Raw genomic sequence first — 19,679 nt, 5'->3', positions numbered from 1 at the left:
AAGTGAAGCTGAGGGGAGAGAGACAGTGGACATTATTGCAGCTGTTTTCGTCGGAATTGTAGCTTTAGAACATGTATTTATCATGATACTTGAAATGTTTTTTATCAATTCGAAGGCTGCCAAGCGGTCTTTCAAATTGCCGAAGCATTTAGAAAGTGATCGGAATGTGGCGGTCATGTTTGCAAATCAAGGTCTGTATAATGGATTTCTGGCTGCCGGCCTCATTTGGGGGCTGATCCTCGGAGCTGATCCGATTGGCCATATGATTCAATTGTTTTTCGTCATCTGCGTGGTCATCGCCGCTCTTTTCGGCGGCTTTACTTCAAACAAATCAATTATCGTAAAACAAGGACTTCCGGCTGTTTTAGCGCTTATTTTTCTTTTATTGGCGTAGCAGACGGAGTGAGGGCTTCCTTCTCGGAAGCCCTCTTTTTTTATTCTGTTTTGAAGAACAGGTTCGGCCGCCGATGCTTGCGCGCATCGGCTTTTTTCGTGAGGACGGCATTGTTCAGCCGAAATGTTCAATCACATGCTGTTTGAACGTTTCAGCAACAGGAGATAAAAATCTGCCTTCTATCCAGGCGAGGCCGATCACGCGCTGGCATTTTGGCCAGCTGATGCGTATTTTTGAGAGGTTGCTTTGATCCAAGCCTTTTAAATCAGGCAGGATGGAAACACCGAGACCGGAGGCCGTGAAGCCGGCCGCAGTTGCCGCCTCTTCACTTTCGAACATAATTTTCGGATGGATATCTGCTTGTTCAAATAGCTGATCAGCCGTCATTCGGAGCGCATACCCCTCTTTCAGCAATATAAAAGGTTCTTCGGCGAGTTCGTCCAGGGTGACGGTTTCACGATGCGCCAGGCGATGTCCTTTCGGTACATATAAAAAGAGTTCCTCACTCCATAATTGCACCCATCGAATCGACTTTTCAGGTTTAATAGATGCGAGAAGGCAGAGATCAAGCTCACCTTCTTTCAGCTGATCGAGAAGCCAATAGGAATGATTTTGTCTTAATGTAATGCTGATCCCGGGGTGTTTTTGCTGAAAGGTCTTGATGACATCCGGAACGATGGCTGTCCCGAGTGTATGTAAAAATCCAAGAGAAACCTCTCCTTGATCCGGCTGCAATAAAGCCTGAATTTCCTCTCGGCCGTCAGTATACTCTTTCATCATGGTCTGAACCCGTTTTAAAAACATTGCTCCGTATTTGTTCAATGTAATCGAACGGCCCTGTCTGTCAAACAGCGGAACGCCTAAGTGGTTTTCCAATCGGGAAATTGAGCGGGAGAGTGCTGGCTGTGAGATGGACAATAGCTTTGCGGCTTTTGTGACATGCTCAGTTTGTGCGAGCGTTTGGAAATATTCAAGCTGTTCCCATTCCATCAATGTCACCTCTTTCATTTTATTACTTATAAGCATTATAGATATATTTATTATGCATTATACATCATAAGGGACAGGCGCCAGTATGGCAATGACATATATGTACACAACCGAAAATCTGCCTTTGTTGCACTATGAGCCAGGGTGTTTCATTATTTTTTTGCTGAAAGTTTCCTTTATGCTCATAAAGACTAATAGATGGAGTGAACTCTGTTTTTTAAGAGAGCTGATCGGCAAATATGGTATGATTTACATAATCAGGGAGTGAAGCTTTTGCAGAAGATGAATATGAAGAGGGCGTATTACTCTATTTTATACAGCCAGACCGCTATCAATTTAGGATTCTCACTTTATACAATGGCTGTTATCTTGTTTTTGTTTACAAAAACCGGTTCGACGGCGGTGGCCTCTCTCATGACGTTCGTCAGCATTGTATGTCGCGTATTGGGAAGCGCCGTTTTGCCGCTGGTCACCGGCCGGTTTACGCTTCGGTCTTTGTTGATCGGTTCTCAATTGATGCAGGTGACACTGTTAGTCTGTTTATTTTATGTTATCCAAACGGGTTCATCGGCTGTCTTTTTTCTGCTGTTTTGTCTGATCGGAGGGATTTCTTTTTGCAACGGCTGGTTCGCTCCGATAAAAAGCGCGCTGATTGGAGAAATCATTCCTCCTGATCAAAGGGCGAAGGCGAACGGCTTATTATCTGCGGCGGATCAGACCGTTCAGTTTGCCGGATGGTCTTTGGGCGGTGTCATCATCGCGTTTTTGGGAGAAAGCTATACAATAATCATCACTGTAATGTTACTGGTTTCTTCGGTTTTGGGCATCATTCTGTTTCTTCAAGTACGAATGTGTGCGACGGCAGCAGTCAGGGAACGTTCACTTTTTGCAGATGCGGCAAGCGGCTGGGTGTATTTATTTAAGCAAAAACAGCTGCGGGCCCTTATGGTGATGGATGTGATCGAATCGTGGGCAGGCATGATATGGATCGGATCTGTGTCCTTAACTTATGTGCATGATGTCCTTCAAAAAGGAGAAGCGTGGTGGGGATATGTGAACGGAGCCTATTATGCAGGGACGATGATCGGCGGCTTGATCATCTATAGGTTATCCGGTAAGTTTCAGCGCTGCCTCATTCCGCTTATGCTGACGGGAGCCTTGGCGTATGGAATGCTCACTTTTATTTATGGATTGACCAGCAGTGCCGTTCTGGCCCTTTTTCTGGTGCTGTGTATGGGGCCGGCTTGCGTATTAAGAGATCTGACGCAGGAAACCTTTCTTCAAAACATCACGACTGAACAGACACGGGTCAATATATTAGCGGCGAGATCAGCATTCATTCAATTGATCTTTATGTTTTCCATTATTGGTACGGGGATGATCTCGGATGTATTCGGCGTGCGGTTTATTTATATAAGCGCGGGGATTCTTTTATTATTTTCAGCCTTTATCGGGTTTTCTCAGCTGCAAATGAAGAAAACGGTACAGAGCCGCATGTAGCGTGGTATAATCGGGAACGTACGTTCTGTATCGAGAGAGGAGAGGGTTTTGTGGGACATCTGGCACTGCAATTGTATGATTATCATCTTTGGGCAAATCAGCAAATATTCACCCGGCTTAAAGAGCTTCCGGAGGATGTGTACCGTAAAGAGATTCAAAGTGTCTTTACGTCGATAGCCGGTGTATTGACTCATGTGTATCTGTCGGATAAGGGGTGGTTTGATGTGTTCTCCGGAGAGCGTCTGGAGGATACGCTGAAATCAGCTGAACAGCAACAAGAGGACATCTTGTCTAAAGAGATAGAAGAGCTGGAAGATCTATTTTTGGAATTATCAGACCGATATCAACTATTTTTGCAAAAGGAGGAAAATATCAATCTCTCCCTTGAAATAGAACATCCGTCAGGTGACATCATGAAAACCACGGCGGCCGATATGATTCTCCATGTTGTGAACCACGGAACGTATCATCGCGGGAATATCACAGCCATGCTCAGACAGATGGGGTATGCTTCTGTGCCGACGGATTACGGTATTTATTTATATATAAACAAAAAGTAAACAAGACAGCCAAGTCGGCTGCCTTGTTATATCCGTAAAAAGCCAAATCATATGATTTGGCTTTTTCGTTTGCTAAGACATGTTCTGCAGACGTTCTAAACTGTTTTTCCAATTCGCTTCAAGCGCTGCAAGGGCAGCGGCGTCGTCCTGCTGTTCTAATGCGTGAATGATAGCAGCGTGTTCATTGTAAGATCTGGTCAATGCATCATCTTCGCTGAAATAGCGGATCTCCATTCTCTGGATTTTTACCTTAAGCCCCACAAGCAATTTGCAGAGTTCGGCATTGTCTGTAAGCAGAATGATGCGATGGTGAAATGCATTATCCGCTTCCAGAATGGCCATTTTATCGCCGGCCTTCACCGTTTGAAGCAGCTCTTCATTAAGCTGTTTCAATTCCTGAATCACTGCAGCGTCCATATGCGGGAGGGCTTGCTGCAGTGCGAGTTTTTCAAGCGTCCAGACAATGGAATACAAGTTTTCCGCTTCTTTTAACTCAATCGGAGCGACAAGCGTCCATCTGTTTGCCTTTGTCATGACCAAGCCGTCATCTTCTAAGCGCAATAAGGCTTCCCGTATCGGAGTGCGGCTGATTCCCAATGTTTCCGACAGTTCCTTGTCCTTTAACTTTGTTTCAGGTTTGAGCCTGCCCGTTATGATCCAGTTTCTGAGCGTGTGATACACTTCGTCCCGCATGATGGTTCTTTTCAGCACAGGTTCTTTATTTTGATTATCCAATGGAACACCTCATGAATCGTAGTATACATACAAGCATTTTAACACAGTCTGAACGCCGGTTAGAAATGAAGAGTGATCTAAGGATGAATGGAACCGAGATGCTTTATCTCAATATGCTGAAAGTCAGCGGAACCGCCTTCAGAATAGAGCGTGATTCCCTGATCTTCGGGTTTTGGAAACACTTCATTTGTGAGAACGGTTTTTCCGTCATCTGCAAATACTTCAATACTCGTTTTGTCCACGAGAATTTTCAGATGAACGCGCCCTTTATTTCCGTCAAATGGCGCTTTGCTTTCAGTATATGTCCCGGTTTTATCAGGCTGATCTGTAAATGATCTGTTCACATAGGCACAGCCGTCTTCTGCTGAAATACCGACATCAATATGCCGCTTGTGGTCTGCTGATTCTCTGAGTCTGACGCCTGCATTTTTGATATCGGACCAAGAGATATCCATGTCAAGCTGATACGTATCACCCTTGATCGGCAACGTTTCAGAACCGTTCACCTGTTTGTCTTCAGTGCCGTCCGTTGAAGAGGTTAATTGGTTCAATGCTTCAACCGGCTCTGACATCAGGCTGTAGGTGCCGCCATCCTGATGCTGAAGGCGGATTTCACGAACGATAGAATCCGTGCCGTTAAAGCCGTTCTTTAGTGTCGGAGTTTCATTGGGATAATCCCAATTGTTCATCCATGCCAGCGCATAGCGTTTTGTCAGCGGATCTTTGCTATTGCCGTCCTCAAATGTGACGCCGCCGTACCAGTCAAACCCGTAATCGAGCCATTGCGGTTCCGCTTGATCGGCAGTAAATTCTTTTCCGTCAAAGTTTCCGGTCCAATAAGCGTACGTATTCGGTTTGCCCTGAGGTTTGCCGTTTGCGCTTGCGCCGAGAATCCACTTGGCCGTTCCGTCATCTGCACGCATCATATAAAGGTCAGGGCATTCGATGAGGCCGATCTGCTGGGTGATAAAACCGCCCGTGTAATGCCAACTCTTTAAATCGGGTGATTCATAAAAGCCGATTTTTTCGCCCTCGGCCATGGCCATCACCCATTTATTATCCTGTTCATCCCAAATCACCTTCGGGTCCCGGAAATCTTTAGTGCCCGGGTTTTTCATGACGGGCTGATCACTATAGGATGTAAATGTTTTTCCTTTATCCGTGCTGTACCATAAATATTGTTCCTGTGCTTCGGTTTTGGCCGTCGGCTGCGTTGTAATGGCGACGAGTGCGTTTTTGCCGAAGCCTGCCGTGTTGTGTTTATCAATGACGACAGAACCGGTCCATATATCGCCGTTTGGGTTGGTGTATTTCGGAATAGCCGTGCCTTCGTCCGTCCAGTGCACCAAGTCCTCTGATACGGCGTGCCGCCATTCTGTGCCGTTGCCGTTCGGATAATCCCGATTATAAAGATAATAGTAATGATATTTCCCATCGAAAAAAATGGGTTTTTGAGGGTCGTTTTTCCATTTGTCCGGGGTTGTGAAATGATATGCCGCCCGGTAATCCGGTTTATTCTTCGTGTTTGTTTTTGAGGAATTGTTGCTTTTGTCCGGCAGTAAGCCGACAAACAGGAACGCACCCAGAATGATCAATATTGCAATGGGCCATTTTCGTGCCATGATTGAGTTCACCATCTTGTTTAGAAATAAAAGAAAATGCCAATGAAATATCGGCATTTTCTTTTTATTATGATTAGTTGTTAACCGTAAGCTGTCCTTGTTCAAGGATGCTGTTTTTGACAACGGATGTTTTCTTGCCTTTGATGTTCATTAAGAAGCTTGGCGCAAAAGTTGCCTTTTTATCCTCAAAGAAGCCTCTGTTTGTCATGTAGCTTGTGATCACGACATTGTTGCCTTTGGCTTGAGGCACTGCGAAGTGAGAGTATGTGAACGTCACATCGTTAGGATCAAGACCCATTTGCAGTACAAGACCTGTTTTGTTCAGCGGCTTGTAAGGACCTGTTAAAGAGTTTGATACATAACCAAGCATGTAAATATCGTTTGAATTAATACCGTCGATCGTCATTTTTGAACCGCGTGAATCAGTGAACAAGTACCATTTGCCGTTCATTTTGAAAACGTTCGCCCGCTCGATTTCATCAGTTACCGTGTTTGAAGTGATCAGCGGCTTCATGACTTTTTTCAATGTGTAATCATTATTTAACTCTATCATACCGAGGGCGCCGTTCGCTAATTCAGCATCGCGTTTTTTAGCACTCTGCTGAAGCTTCTGGCTTTCTTTACGGAAGAAGTTCGTGCTGCCGCCGTAGTACGCTTTGTTAAATAAAGATTCTTCGCCTTGGTATCCGTTTTCTGTTCCTGTATTGGCTTCGAATACAAGGTATTTATGGCCTTTGTCTTCAACGTAGTGAGGGTCTCTCAGCGTATGGTTGTCGCCGGATGTATAGTTGCCTTCATCGATAAACTGCTGAACGTTCTGATATGTTTTTCCGTCGCCGTCAAAAATCGTTTTGTGATCTTCCACTCCGTTGATATTGAGCGTGCTGTCGGATTTTGACACATTTACCTGCGCCGTTGTAAGACTTTGTTTACCGTAATGTTTACCGGAAAAGTCAGTGTAGAATAAACGGATTTTTCCGTCAGAAGTAAGGGTGGCAGAACCGGACCATTCTTGTGTCTGATCTTTCAGGATTTCATCGTTGGCGTTGAACTTATCGCTGTCTTTAAAGACACGGCCCGCGTTTTTCCAGCTGTCAATCGAGTTGTCGCCGACCTTTTGATAAAACATGTAGATTGATGTGTCATCAGCGTCTTTCGGGCTTCCTGCAAGTGCAAACACGACGTGATAGCCGTTGTATTCAGCTACTGTTCCGTCAGCGTTTTGGAGCGGCCAGCTGTCCCACACATCGAGTCCTTTTGCAGATTCAATATTTTTAATCGTTGATTGATCGAATTGAGGCACTTGGTATTTTTCACTTTGCTGCTGTTTAGGGATCTGCAGCATATCATGGCGTGTGATATGAGAGACGCCGTACGTTTCTTTGTATGGTTTTTGGGTATTTTCTTTCGCGAAGGCTTGAGTGGCTCCCCCTGCCAGAAGTGCAGTCGTAAAAGTTAGAACTGTGGCTCGTTTTGCAAATTTTTTGATGTTCATGTCCATGTCTCCTTTTGTATGTACTTTTGTTGCGATCTGCCGATTCGATCCTCCCGCATTCATGAATGGCAGGTTTGTTACAGAAAAAAAGACCTAAAATATGCAAGGGGTGACGCCAAAGAATACACTTTGCCCTTAACACATTTTAGGTCTTGCCTGCTTTATCAGTAACAATCCTGCGTGATTTACTTGTCGACATCATTCTATTCGACTCTGAATCTATTGACAACTGGTCTAATTTCCTCTTTTGGAAGATAGTAAAATGAAAAAAGACCCTTTAATATATGGGTAATTGAGACTAAGGGGTGCTCCAGGCCTAGGAAAAAACCTCTCTAAAAAAAAGAGAGGTTATTTTTTCTTGATAGATAATAAAGCGATGGTGGCTAAAATCAATAAAGTACCCAGCCATTCTGATATTCCGAAGGGAACATGCAGCCAGATCACCGCTAAAAAAGCTGCCGACAGCGGCTCCGCACAGGCGAGCAGGCTGGTTTCAGAGGCACTCAGATATTTCAGGCTTTCCAAGTAGCAATAAAAAGCGATGAGCGTTCCGAAAATGATGATAAATACAATCGCGGCATATGCGGATAATGACCATTGGCCTTCAAACTTCCAAGGCGGCCGGACTAAGCTGAGAGCGGCCCCGCCGATCAGCATGCCCCATCCGACGATAATGGCCGATCCCCATTTCTTCAAAAGCCGATGCGGCTGAAGAGTGTAAAACGCCAGCGCAAAGGCTGAGCTGATACCCCAAAAGACGGCCAGGCCGGATATGGACAGGCTGCCGGCATTCCCATGCGTGACCAAAATAAATGTGCCTGCAGCCGCTAATAAGACGGCGAGCAGTTCTTTCGCTGAAGGCATTCTCTTTGCGCGGATCGCTAAAAAGCATGTAATAATGGCCGGCCCTAAATATTGGAGAACGGTAGCGGTGGCCGCATTGCCGTACTCAATTGCCGCGAAATAAGTGTATTGAACGCCTAACATTCCGAAAATCCCGAATAAAAGAAGGGGAACTATGTCCTGTCTGTCTTTCCAAACAGCCCATATGCGTCCTTTTTCTTTGCGGTACGCGATTCCGAGCAGAAGCGCCCCAGAAAGCAGCAGCCGTACAGAGGTCAGCCATTCTGTATTAAAATGGCGGTCCTGAAACAGATACTGGGCAACTGTTCCTGAGACACCCCATAAGATAGCTCCTGTAAGCACAAGCCAAATTCCTGTTGTTCGTGAATAGGAAAGAGCAGCGTGTTTTTCCAGCGCAGAACCCTCCTCGCTGTTTTGATTTACAATGAATAGAAAAAACGCCTTTCATGTGATATATTATATATCACATATCAAAACGCGTCAAAGCGATTTTTTTGGTGAGCGCTTACAAAAAAGGCCATAAAAAAAACACCCCGGGAACCCGCCGGGGTGTTTTGGTTATTCTGCAATCGCGTCTGTTAAAACAGGAACGACTTGTTTCTTTCTGGATACAACACCTTTTAAAAGAGCCGTGTTGTTTTCTAAAGTGACGTTGAATGCTTTTTCCACTTTTGATGCCTGATCGCCGATGGCAAGCGCAAGAGAATCGTTTTCCAAAATGTCCGTAATCACGAGAAGGAACAGATCAAGGTTTTTCTCAGCAATGACTTTTGAAAGGGCCGCTTCTAATTCCGGCTGACGCTTTTTGACATCTTCAATATCAACTGTGTTGACTTGGGCGATTTCGACTTTTTTGCTGCCGAGCGTGAACTCTTTCGCATCAAGGGAAATCAGCTCTTCCACCGTTTTTTTGCTTAAGTCGGCGCCTGCTTTCAGCATGTTTAAGCCGTACTCTTCCGCATCTACGCCGGCAATTTCAGCAAGCTCTTTTGCCGCCGCGATATCTTGCTCTGTGCAAGTCGGAGATTTAAATAAAAGTGAGTCGGAAATAATCGCTGACAGCATAAGACCGGCAATTTCTTTCTCGATTTTCACGTTATTTTCTTTGTACATTTTGTTTAAGATCGTAGCCGTACAGCCGACCGGCTCTGCACGATAGTAAAGAGGCTCCGCCGTTTCGAAGTTGGCGATACGGTGATGGTCAATGACTTCAAGAACCTGAACGTCTTCGATATCCTTGATGCTTTGCTGGCGTTCATTGTGGTCAACAAGGATGACGCCGTTTACTTCGTTTGCGGCTGTTTCCACGAGACGCGGGCTTTCCTGCTTGAAATAATCAAGCGCGTATTGAGTTTCGCCGTTGACTTGTCCTAGGCGGACAGGCTCAGCATTGAAGCCGAGTTTGTTTTTAAGATCAGCGTAGGCAATGGCAGAGCAAATGGTATCTGTGTCTGGGTTTTGATGTCCGAAAATAAGAATTTTTTCCATAATAACTCCTTGTCCTTTTTTGTAGTGTAAACAATCTTTTTATAGTTTAACACGTCTTGCGGAGGGTGTAATCTTCAAAACCTTAAAAATTGATGTGAAAAAGAAGCATTTTTGTTGAGAGTGGGAGCAGATTGCGAGTAAAATACTGGGTAAGTCAGATGCTAATCAGCATGTAGTATCAAAAAAGGTACTATGGAGGATGAATTATGAACATATATCCGAATAAAGAAGGTTGCCCGGTTGAGCTGACACTTTCCGTTATCGGGGGAAAGTGGAAGGGTATTTTGTTTTATCATATGATCGGCGGAAAAAAGCGGTTTAATGAGTTTCGGCGCATCTGTCCCAGCATTACGCAGCGTATGCTGACGCTACAGCTTCGGGAGCTTGAGGCGGACGGCATCGTGCATCGTGAGGTGTATCAGCAGGTGCCTCCAAAGGTTGAGTATTCACTCACCGAATTCGGCAGGTCGCTTGAACCGATCGTGCTGCAAATGAAGAAATGGGGAGACGCCAACCGGGAATTTCTCGAAACATACCGGGAAAAAACGTCGGCTCAAGATCAGTCTGCTCAAAAATAAGAAGCAGCAAAGGATGAGAGTCCTTGCTGCTTTTTTTTATTTCATCGCAATGGCTTTTCTGGCGTTGCGGACGTCGTTTTTCAGCAATTCGCTCAAGTTATAAGCCGGATATTGACCGCGTTCTTCCATATACTCAAAGACCATTTGGTGCCACTTGATGGCCGCGTTTAAGTGCTTGACGAAGACGATTCTTAATTGAGGTGTGGCCGTTTCTGTAATGGCTCCGGCGTAATTGCGGACAGATGTTTTGGCCATGCTCAGCAGGCCGCCGCTGTAAAAGGAGGAATCAGCCCGCTCTTCTGTCTCATCTTCACGAAAGCCGGGGGCTTCAGGGAAGAAGGGAAGCAGTTCACGCAGATTTTGTTCCAGCGAGTGGATGGAAAATCTGTAAAGCTGTTTTAATCTGGCATCGCTTACTTCACGTTCTGTTCTTTTTAATTTCACAAGCCCGTTTGCCTGGAAAGCCACTAACTCGTGCAGTTCTAACGTTTCATGCCATGCTAATGTTCTCCGCTCAGTCATGGTGTGAGAATCTCCTTTATCCTTCATTTTCATTATCAGCATATGCCCCGGTCCCGATGTTGTTCCTGATGTTTTGAAGTTTCCAGAAAGGGAAACTCAATGTAAAGGAAATACGAAGCAGAGGTGAAACTATATGTGGGACATGATAAAGAACTTCTTCCTTTTCAGCAGCGGTGTTTTACAGGCAACCACTCTCTTACTTATCGTTATCGTCTTGTTATTTGTACGGAAAACCAAAAAGAAAAACAGAGATACTTCTGGTTTCATGGACGATCAGGATCATTGATACAACGGGCATTCTTTCACTAGGATGTCCGTTTGTCTGTTTTCATGTTTCACATGGAACATTGGAGCCGTCTGCGCTCATTTTACTTACGATTTTGACTTATGTTAGAATAAATACGTGTATTTTGGAGAGTTTATGGAAAATTCAGGTCTTGGAAGAGACATTGCGGCGTCAAAAGAGCAGTCGTCTAAGCTGCTCTTTTCTATTCGTATGTTCTGAATGATACAAGGTTTGAGGTGAGTAAGTGAAGAATACAAGGGCTCTAATAGAAGGCGCCATTTTGATCAGTATTTTTGCAATCATTTCCCTTTTGGTCGTGTATCTCCCTTTACTGGGGGCGATTCTTCTCTTTGCTTTGCCGTTGCCGATCATTCTTTATACTATTCGGCACGGTTTGAAGCCGGGGATATGGATGGGTCTTGCCAGCCTCCCTGTCAGTTTTATTGTGAGTTCGTTTGCCGGGCTTACAGGCGCGTTTACGGCGGCCTGTACGGGGATTGCTATGGGATATTACTTTAAAAAGAAACAGCCCGGTTATGCGGTTGCGGCCGGCGCTATTGCGTGTATGCTGTGCGGTGTCGTTATTTTTGTGTTCAGCATCGTGTTTCTTAATATGAACGTGGTTGATAACACTATGTCCCAGCTTCGAGAGTCGCTGTCTTTAGCAGAAACCATGTCAAAACAGCTGGGTTACGGAGATCAGTTCGGGAAGCAGACCAAGCTGATGGAAAGACAGCTGAGCACGCTTCAATATCTTTTTCCGACTGCGCTTATATTGACCAGCATTGTTTCTGCTTTCCTCAGTTATGCTATGGCAAGGCCGTTTTTAAGGAGGTTTTTCCCTGATCTTCCGAAGATGAAGCCTTTTAGAGAGCTCAGACTCCCGCAAGTCGTTGTTATTTTGTACTTTGTTGTGACGATATTAGGGTTTCTGCATTTAGAAAAAGGGCATATGATGTATTCGGTTTCATTGAATGGGGGATATATTCTCAACTTGCTGATTTGTATTCAAGGGTTAGCGTTTATTTTTTTCTATTGCCATGAGATGGAGATGCCAAAAGCGTTTCCTGTATTAGCGATTGTGCTGGGTGTGCTTTTTCCGCTCATCATGTCCGTGTATCTCCTCTTAGGCATCATTGACATAGGCTTTAACATAAGAAATAAGGTGACGCGAAATTGAGTGTGACTTACAGGTGGGGAGTTGATAGAAATGCCTAGTTTTTATGAAAAGCCGTTGTTTCGGTATCCCATCTATGCATTGATTGCATTGTCAATCATCGTAATCCTCATCAGCATTTACTTTAACTGGCTGATAGGAGCCGTCGGCGTTGTGCTGCTCGCCGTGATCTTGTTTTTCATTAAGCGTGCGGATTCTTTGATCAGAAGAGAAATTGACAATTATATCTCCACGCTATCCTATAGATTGAAAAAAGTAGGCGAAGAGGCATTAATGGAAATGCCTATCGGGATTATGCTGTTTAATGATCAATATTACATTGAGTGGGCGAATCCGTTTTTGTCTTCCTGCTTTAATGAAAGCACGCTCGTCGGGCGCTCGCTGTATGACACATGTGAGGCCGTCGTGCCGCTGATCAAGCAGGAGGTCGATTCGGAAACGATCACCTTGAATGAGCGGAAGTTTAAAGTGGTGATTAAAAGAGATGAGCGCCTGCTTTATTTCTTTGATGTGACGGAACAGATTCAGATTGAAAAGCAGTACGAAAATGAGAGAACCGTGCTGGCATATGTCTTTTTAGATAACTACGATGATGTCACACAGGGGCTGGATGACCAGACGAGAAGCACGATGAACAGCCAGGTCACCTCATTATTAAATGCGTGGGCGCAAGAGTACGGCATTTTCCTGAAGCGGACGTCCTCGGAACGGTTTATCGCGGTGTTAAATGAGCACATATTAACGGAGCTTGAAAACGCGAAATTTTCGATTTTGGATGAAATCCGTGAAAAAACATCCGTTCATACGGTATCTTTGACCCTCAGCATCGGGATCGGCGCATCGGTTTCTTCCTTGAAGGAGCTTGGAGATCTGGCGCAGTCCAGCCTCGATTTGGCTCTCGGCCGCGGAGGCGACCAAGTGGCGATCAAAATGCCGAACGGCAAGGTGAAATTTTACGGCGGCAAAACGAATCCGATGGAGAAGCGCACAAGGGTGCGCGCCCGGGTAATTTCCCACGCGCTCAAGGAAATTGTCTCAGAAAGCAGCAATGTCATTATTATGGGTCATAAATTTCCTGATATGGACGCAGTCGGAGCCGCAATCGGAATATTAAAGGTGGCGCAGGCCAACGGCAAGGAAGGCTACATCGTCATTGATCCGAATCAGATCGGATCAAGTGTTCAGCGCCTGATTGAAGAAATTAAAAAATACGAAGAGCTGTGGTCGCGGTTTATCACGCCGGAAGAGGCGATGGAAATTTCAAATGATGACACGCTGCTTGTCGTGGTAGATACACATAAACCGTCCTTTGTGATGGAAGAGCGTCTCGTGAACAAAATCGAGCATATCGTTGTGATTGACCACCACCGAAGAGGCGAGGAATTTATTAAAGACCCGCTGCTCGTTTATATGGAGCCATATGCTTCATCCACCGCAGAACTCGTGACGGAGCTGCTTGAGTACCAGCCGAAGCGGCTCAAAATCAATATGATTGAAGCGACGGCCCTGTTAGCTGGTATAATAGTGGATACGAAGAGCTTTTCCCTTCGCACGGGCTCGCGGACGTTCGACGCCGCTTCTTATTTGAGAGCGAAAGGCGCAGACACGGTTCTGGTGCAGAAAGTCCTCAAAGAATCAGTCGGTTCTTATATTAAGCGGGCGAAGCTGATCCAGCATACAACTCTTTATAAAGAAAATATCGCGATTGCTTCTCTTCCTGAAAATGAAGAGGAGTACTTTGACCAGGTGCTGATTGCGCAGGCTGCTGATTCCCTCTTGTCGATGAGTGAAGTGGAAGCTTCATTTGCCGTAGCCAGGCGGGATGAGCATACGGTGTGCATCAGTGCGAGATCGCTTGGCGAGGTCAATGTGCAGATTATTATGGAGGCGCTGGACGGCGGAGGGCATTTAACCAATGCGGCAACCCAGTTATCAGGCATTTCTGTTTCAGAAGCGCTTGTCCGGCTGAAGGAAGCCATTGATGAATATTTTGAGGGAGGCGTTCAGAGATGAAGGTTATTTTCTTACAAGATGTAAAAGGTAAAGGGAAAAAAGGCGAAATGAAAAACGTAGCAGACGGTTATGCACATAACTTTCTCATTAAAAAAGGCCTCGCTGTCGAAGCAAATGCGACAAATATCAGCGCATTGAAAGGACAGAAAGAAAAAGAGAAAAAAGAAGCGATTGCAGAGCTTGAAAGAGCGAAAGATTTAAAAGAAACGCTTGAACAGCTGACTGTTGAGCTGAGTGCCAAATCCGGTGAAGGCGGCCGCCTGTTCGGATCTGTCACAAGCAAGCAGATTGCAGAAGCGCTGCAAAAGTCGCACAAGATTAAAGTGGATAAGCGGAAACTGGAGCTCCAAGACGGTATCCGCACACTGGGATATACAAACGTTCCTGTAAAGCTGCATCCTGACGTTCAGGCTGTGCTGAAGGTTCACGTAAAAGAAGAAGCGTAATATATAATAATAGAAAAACCCGCCGATCCGGCGGGTTTTTTTATGTCAGCAGCGTAAGAAAATGATGAGAATGTTTCATGTCCGATGCTTATCAGATTGCATATGATATTACAACATAACGAAGGATGTGTCGGTATGATGCGATTTTTTTCTGAAACATATTTTAATGATCCGGAAAATAAAAAGACGCTGGAACACTATCCGCTGATCGGGAACGGAAAAGACGGGGAAGTCTATCGCTTAACACACAACAAATGCTTAAAGTATTTCTTTGAAATAGAGACATGCGAGAAGGAATTGGCAGCTTTGCAAATCGGACAAGGTTCCCCAGTGATTCCAAAACTGTATGAATACGGAGATCGTTATATTGTGATGGAATATGTTCAAGGCACCTCCCTTGCCCGCCATATTAAAACAGAAAAATCCATTTCCGAAAAACTGGCGGCTGATATTTTAAATATGCTGGATGAATTAAAGAAAATCGGTTTTACCAGATGGGACGCCGAAATCAGGCACATTCTAATCAACGAACACGGTAATCTTAAAGTCATCGATCATAAAAGAGCCTTTTCCGCAATTGCCCGCTTTCCTGTAAAACTATTAAAAGGATTGAACCAATACGGCCTGGCGGATGAGTTTTTGGACACCATAAAAAAATTAAATCCGTCACGTTACCTGGAATGGCAGCTGCACATGTAAGTTTCTGAAAATCCGCACATGTAAGTTTCCTTTTTTTAGGGTCGTCATATGATACTTGTAACAATTGTTTGGTGGAGTGTGGAAAAAATGGAAGAATACATTATGGTTATCGGCGCTCATCCTGATGATGAACTATTGGGATCAGCGGGCACCATAAAACGGCTGATCAATGAAGGATATAAAGTAATTTCCGTTATTACGGCATTAGGAAGAAAAGAAGAAGCTCATCATATTAAACAATTAGGCGAACGTGCGAATCAAGTGCTTGGAATTGAGAAAGTCATCTTTTTGGAGCATACGAATTTAGAATTGGAATGTATCCCTCTTCATAAGCTTGTCAAAGAATTAGAACAGCTCATTCGCGTCTATCAGCCTGATAAAATCTTTACTCATCATTACGGCGATATCAATATGGACCATCAGAAAACATTCCAAGCAGTTTTAACAGCCGCCAGACCTCTTCCGGATCAAAAGCCGATTGAACTGCTTACGTTTGAAACGCTGTCTTCAAGCGAGTGGGAGAGGAATACGGCTGATAAACTCTTCAAGCCTAATTACTTCGTCAATATCACAGACACGATGGATGCCAAACTCGCGGCGCTTCACCACTACGACGTAGAAATGAGGGATTACCCTCATCCCCGTTCATATGAAGGCGTTAAACATTTAGGAAGAGTCAGAGGGATGACAGCGGGTGTGGAATACGCCGAAGCATTTGAAGTGGTGCGGAGGATCTGGAAATGAACAAGACATTTTCCGTCCCCTATCCGTATATGGTCCAGACGCTTGACCGCTACTACGGGGTCAAAACGCGCCCGCAAAAAAAGAAAGCCATAAAGACACAGATGAAACATGCAGATCAAATTCCGCCGGTATACAGGAAAAAGAAGAAGTTATCCATTTTGATTGCCACGTTTTGGGACTACCCGCACACGGGCGGTTTATCAAACTATATTAAAACGCTTAGTGAAGGCTTGAAAAAGAGAGGCCATAAGGTGGATGTCATATCCCCTAATCTGTTTCCTTCCGACAAAGTAAAAGAACTGCGGGATGCTGTTGTTCCGAAATTAAAAGATTTCTTTAAAGACAGATACGGGGATTATAACGATCATATTTTGAGAAATAATCGGCTGATGTTTGTATACGAGCAAATGCTTCAAAAGATTCCTTTGGAAAGATATGATGTGTTCCACGCTCAAGATTTATTTACAGCCAATATGTTAGGCAGGTTCAATCAAATCTATAAGAAACCTTTATTTTTCACACCGCATGGCATGTTTACTTTCAACAGACTTAAATTTCACATATTTAAAAAAGGCTCGGTAGAAGAGATTTATTATAAAACATTAGAGATGAAAGCCATTGAATACGCAGACCGCCTGATTATTATCAGCGATACGTTCCGCAGGCCGCTCATGAAGCTCGGGGCCGAACAGAAAGACATGACAACGGTGGTCACGGGAATTGATTACGATACAAAAACAGGCTGGAAAAAGAAAATCCAGTTACCGAAAAATAAGATTATCATCTCGTGTATTGCAAGATTAGGCCCGAGAAAGGGACATAAGTATTTGCTGGAGGCACTCTCGCGAATTCCGTCTGATGTACTTGATGATGTGGAAGTACTGATCGCAGGAGACGGAGAGACAAGGAGAGCCCTGGAGGAACAGGCTCGAAAACTGAAACTATCAATGGTCTCCTTTTTAGGAAAAAGAGACGATGTTCCCGCTATTTTGAATATGACGGACATATTCGTACTGCCGACCATTAATGATAGTCTGCCCATTTCGATTATTGAAGCGATGTTCAGCAGCTCGGCTATCATCGCGACCGATTGCGGGGGCATCCCGGATCTGATCCGCCATAACAAAACAGGGCTGATTGTCGAGCCGGGAAATGCAGAGGCGCTAGCCCGGGCTTTAACGTTTTTTATCTCTAACAAATCTGCGCGGAAAAAAGCTGCTTTAAATGCAAAGGCCTACGCAGAGAAGCATTTAAGCAGCGAGACGATGATAAGAAATATTGAATCCATTTATCAAAATACCATCAAGCTCGGAGGGAGATTATGAAACACGAACATGCGGCCGTTGTACTTGATTTCAGTGCAAACGGGATCGGGATGATTCGAAGCCTGGCCCGAAGAGGAATAGATGTCTACGCGTTTGACACGGAGGAACCTTATCGTATCGGAAAATCAAGATTGGCAGATTGCGGGGTCTGTCCCAGCCCTTTAACACAAGAGAAAGAACTGCTGACATTTCTGACTGATTTCGGGAAGCGATTTCAAGTAAAACCGGTTCTGTACGCAGGATCTGATGATTATGTGGGATTCATATCCAAATTCCGCGACACATTAGCCGGTTTTTTTTTATTTTTGCTCCCGAGCCGCTCTCTGTTAGAGACGGTTTTAGATAAAAGCAAAGCATATGAATTAGCGATGAAGCACAACATTCCCTGTCCGAAAACCTTTTTTCCGAACAATCAGGATGAACTGGAAGAGGCCATCGTCAATATTGACTTCCCGTGTATTTTAAAACCGGTGGCCGGCCATGAATACAGAAAAAAAGTAAACAAAAAAGCAATAGTGATGAAGGATGCCGCACAATTGCGCAGGGAGTTCAGCTCCTACAGAGAAAATGGAGAACTGCTCGTGCAGGAGATCATTCCCGGAGACAATCAATGTTTTTATAAAGTGGCGACTTTTTATGATGACCAAATGAAGTTAATGGGCTTGTTTTCACTGCAAAAAAAACATCAATTTCCCGCTGATTTTGGCGCTGGGGCTCATGTCGTGAGCAAACGGGTTCCTGAATTAATTGAGAAGACCCTGCCGTTTTTTGAAGCGATTCAGCTCAAAGGAGTAGGCATGGCGGAATTTAAAAAGGATCCGCGGGACAATGTTTACAAGTTTATAGAAATAAATCCGCGCTTTTGGCTCAGCCATAGCCTGACGGAATCTGCAGGCGTTCATTTCGTTTACATGTACTATCTGTATTTGACCGGACAACATGTAAAGCCTCAGCTCGAACAAAAAGAAGGAATCAGTTGGATTTATGAGGTGCGTTACTTCTTAACGTTTTTGAAGAAACGAAAAAGAGGAGACATGACATTCCGGCATTTTTGGAGAGGATTTAAAGGAAAAAAAGAATATGCCCTGTTTGCTTGGAATGACCCGATGCCGTTTATCAGAAACACTTGGTCCCATCTCAAAAACAGCTGGAAACGGAAGCGGAAGGAAGATCGGCATGTATGAAAAGGATCGTTTGTATGCTGCGTTTCAGAAACTGAGAATTGACGAAAAACTATCGTATTCACTTGGCGAAAAGGCCGCTGTGAATCCGGACGGCATCACATGTCTGAAATCAACGGACAGAAGCGCCATTTATAAACTGCTTGTGAAAAAGAAATCCGGGACCATACCGCTGATTTTGAAGGTGTATAAATCTTCCCGTGAAAAAAACGCGGTCGAGATTAATATATACAGTAAAGCCCGTTCTGTCTTAGGGGGTTTGCTGCCGGAAATCTATCTTATAGAAGAAAGCAATCATGAAACATGGATATTTATGGAGTTTGTCAGCCAGATCAGAGGACAGCTTACATTTCATCCTAAGCATTTCAAATATATTATTCCGTCTGTCGCAGAACTGCACAGCCGCACCTTTGAAAACAAGAAAATTTCTGACGGAAAATGGCGGTCATGGCTCCCGGTATATGAATCGGAAACGATGAGGAAGGGACGTAAAAAGCAGATCAAAAAGACAGCGGAATTATTGGATAGGGCCCTTAAAGATGAACGTACAAAAGATATCGTCAAGCCTCATTATCGGCAGATCTCTCACTGGCTGGAGCAAAAAGGACCGGATTTTTTCCCTGAATTGATACAAAACGGCTCGGCCATTACACATGGCGACCTTCATATGCAGAATATTTGCACCCATGACGCGTCCGGCCATGAACCGTGGGACATTCAATTCATCGATTGGGAATCAGCAAAATACGCGCCGGTATGGTTCGATATGACGGTTCTGGTTGAGATTCTGCTCGGCTTCAGAAAAGATTGGAGCCGCCACGCAGAAGAGATTCGGACGTTTTGTGTAAAAGTGTATGCGAAAGAAATGAAAAAGCGGGGCATTCATTTTGAGACGCCCCCTATGACGCTTTATAAAATGGCTTATGTGCAGAGAACACTTGAGAAAGGGCTTCATACCCAATTGCGGAGAATATTCGACAATCGGGGAGGAGAGCTGCTGCCCTATCATGCAGACAAAGTGTCACAATGGGGACGGGAATTAGGACTATAGGTTTGAGAG

The 19,679-nt window shown here is 44.6% G+C and carries 20 protein-coding genes; 13 read left to right on the top strand and 7 right to left on the bottom strand.

Features of this window, described 5'->3' with window-relative positions:
- Positions 1–25: 25 nt before the first annotated feature.
- Positions 26–394 (top strand): DUF1304 domain-containing protein, encoded by a 369-nt coding sequence (locus AD710_RS07755; protein ID WP_049627728.1) that lies wholly within the window; start codon positions 26–28, stop codon positions 392–394.
- A 114-nt stretch (positions 395–508) separates the two neighbouring features.
- Here the strand turns inward: AD710_RS07755 and AD710_RS07750 are convergent, their stop codons facing one another.
- The gene (locus AD710_RS07750) at positions 509–1,384 is read right to left on the bottom strand and encodes a LysR family transcriptional regulator (RefSeq protein ID WP_049627727.1); all 876 of its coding nucleotides are present in this window, start codon (positions 1,382–1,384) and stop codon (positions 509–511) included.
- Positions 1,385–1,666: 282 nt separating this feature from the next.
- Here AD710_RS07750 and AD710_RS07745 point away from each other — a divergent pair, with 282 nt between their 5' ends.
- Together AD710_RS07745 and AD710_RS07740 are read left to right on the top strand one after the other, a co-directional pair.
- Entirely contained in the window at positions 1,667–2,884 is a 1,218-nt protein-coding gene (locus AD710_RS07745; RefSeq protein ID WP_049628786.1) for an MFS transporter, read from the top strand.
- 50 nt (positions 2,885–2,934) lie between these two features.
- Complete coding sequence (locus AD710_RS07740) at positions 2,935–3,444, top strand: DinB family protein (RefSeq protein ID WP_049627726.1); 510 nt, start codon at positions 2,935–2,937, stop codon at positions 3,442–3,444.
- 72 nt (positions 3,445–3,516) lie between these two features.
- On the opposite strand, the gene AD710_RS07735 is transcribed toward AD710_RS07740, so the two are convergent.
- The 5 genes from AD710_RS07735 to AD710_RS07715 form a co-directional block, all read right to left on the bottom strand.
- Positions 3,517–4,179: a GntR family transcriptional regulator gene (locus tag AD710_RS07735; RefSeq protein ID WP_016937350.1), complete on the bottom strand. Its 663-nt coding sequence runs from the start codon at positions 4,177–4,179 to the stop codon at positions 3,517–3,519.
- A gap of 77 nt (positions 4,180–4,256) precedes the next feature.
- A complete protein-coding gene (locus tag AD710_RS07730) occupies positions 4,257–5,813 on the bottom strand; it encodes a glycoside hydrolase family 32 protein (RefSeq protein ID WP_442853072.1) in 1,557 nt (518 codons plus the stop codon).
- Positions 5,814–5,874: 61 nt separating this feature from the next.
- Positions 5,875–7,296, bottom strand: coding sequence for a glycoside hydrolase family 68 protein (locus AD710_RS07725; protein ID WP_045925625.1), 1,422 nt, complete (start codon positions 7,294–7,296; stop codon positions 5,875–5,877).
- Positions 7,297–7,644: 348 nt separating this feature from the next.
- A complete protein-coding gene (locus AD710_RS07720; protein WP_326352395.1) occupies positions 7,645–8,553 on the bottom strand; it encodes a DMT family transporter in 909 nt (302 codons plus the stop codon).
- A 165-nt stretch (positions 8,554–8,718) separates the two neighbouring features.
- Positions 8,719–9,648 carry a manganese-dependent inorganic pyrophosphatase gene (locus tag AD710_RS07715; RefSeq protein WP_004393053.1) on the bottom strand — a complete coding sequence of 310 codons (930 nt, stop codon included), beginning with the start codon at positions 9,646–9,648 and terminating at the stop codon, positions 8,719–8,721.
- 206 nt (positions 9,649–9,854) lie between these two features.
- Here AD710_RS07715 and AD710_RS07710 point away from each other — a divergent pair, with 206 nt between their 5' ends.
- A complete protein-coding gene (locus tag AD710_RS07710) occupies positions 9,855–10,226 on the top strand; it encodes a winged helix-turn-helix transcriptional regulator (RefSeq protein ID WP_016937354.1) in 372 nt (123 codons plus the stop codon).
- Positions 10,227–10,262: 36 nt separating this feature from the next.
- On the opposite strand, the gene AD710_RS07705 is transcribed toward AD710_RS07710, so the two are convergent.
- Positions 10,263–10,748: a spore coat protein gene (locus AD710_RS07705; RefSeq protein WP_016937355.1), complete on the bottom strand. Its 486-nt coding sequence runs from the start codon at positions 10,746–10,748 to the stop codon at positions 10,263–10,265.
- A 133-nt stretch (positions 10,749–10,881) separates the two neighbouring features.
- Between AD710_RS07705 and AD710_RS19540 the strand changes: the two genes are divergently transcribed.
- From AD710_RS19540 to AD710_RS07660, 9 genes are all read left to right on the top strand, one after another.
- Positions 10,882–11,034, top strand: a complete 153-nt coding sequence (locus AD710_RS19540; protein ID WP_016937356.1) for a hypothetical protein — start codon at positions 10,882–10,884, stop codon at positions 11,032–11,034.
- Positions 11,035–11,278: 244 nt separating this feature from the next.
- Entirely contained in the window at positions 11,279–12,214 is a 936-nt protein-coding gene (locus AD710_RS07695) for a YybS family protein (RefSeq protein WP_049627723.1), read from the top strand.
- A 30-nt stretch (positions 12,215–12,244) separates the two neighbouring features.
- Positions 12,245–14,224: a DHH family phosphoesterase gene (locus tag AD710_RS07690; RefSeq protein ID WP_016937358.1), complete on the top strand. Its 1,980-nt coding sequence runs from the start codon at positions 12,245–12,247 to the stop codon at positions 14,222–14,224.
- Positions 14,221–14,670, top strand: a complete 450-nt coding sequence (rplI, locus tag AD710_RS07685) for a 50S ribosomal protein L9 (protein WP_016937359.1) — start codon at positions 14,221–14,223, stop codon at positions 14,668–14,670. The genes AD710_RS07690 and rplI overlap by 4 nt, the downstream gene beginning before the upstream one ends.
- A 135-nt stretch (positions 14,671–14,805) precedes the next feature.
- Positions 14,806–15,369: a protein kinase family protein gene (locus tag AD710_RS07680; protein ID WP_029575279.1), complete on the top strand. Its 564-nt coding sequence runs from the start codon at positions 14,806–14,808 to the stop codon at positions 15,367–15,369.
- A gap of 87 nt (positions 15,370–15,456) precedes the next feature.
- Positions 15,457–16,113, top strand: coding sequence for a PIG-L deacetylase family protein (locus tag AD710_RS07675; RefSeq protein WP_049627722.1), 657 nt, complete (start codon positions 15,457–15,459; stop codon positions 16,111–16,113).
- Complete coding sequence (locus tag AD710_RS07670) at positions 16,110–17,438, top strand: glycosyltransferase family 4 protein (protein ID WP_049627721.1); 1,329 nt, start codon at positions 16,110–16,112, stop codon at positions 17,436–17,438. Before AD710_RS07675 ends, AD710_RS07670 begins: the two co-directional genes overlap by 4 nt.
- Entirely contained in the window at positions 17,435–18,622 is a 1,188-nt protein-coding gene (locus AD710_RS07665; protein ID WP_049627720.1) for a carboxylate--amine ligase, read from the top strand. Before AD710_RS07670 ends, AD710_RS07665 begins: the two co-directional genes overlap by 4 nt.
- Positions 18,615–19,670: a phosphotransferase gene (locus AD710_RS07660; protein WP_049627719.1), complete on the top strand. Its 1,056-nt coding sequence runs from the start codon at positions 18,615–18,617 to the stop codon at positions 19,668–19,670. Before AD710_RS07665 ends, AD710_RS07660 begins: the two co-directional genes overlap by 8 nt.
- The last annotated feature ends 9 nt before the right edge of the window (positions 19,671–19,679 follow it).

This window comes from Bacillus sp. JFL15, from assembly GCF_001184225.1.
Lineage (GTDB): Bacteria > Bacillota > Bacilli > Bacillales > Bacillaceae > Bacillus > Bacillus siamensis.
The sequence above is the reverse complement of the archived record's forward strand: the minus strand, read 5'-3'. Positions and strand labels throughout refer to the sequence as shown.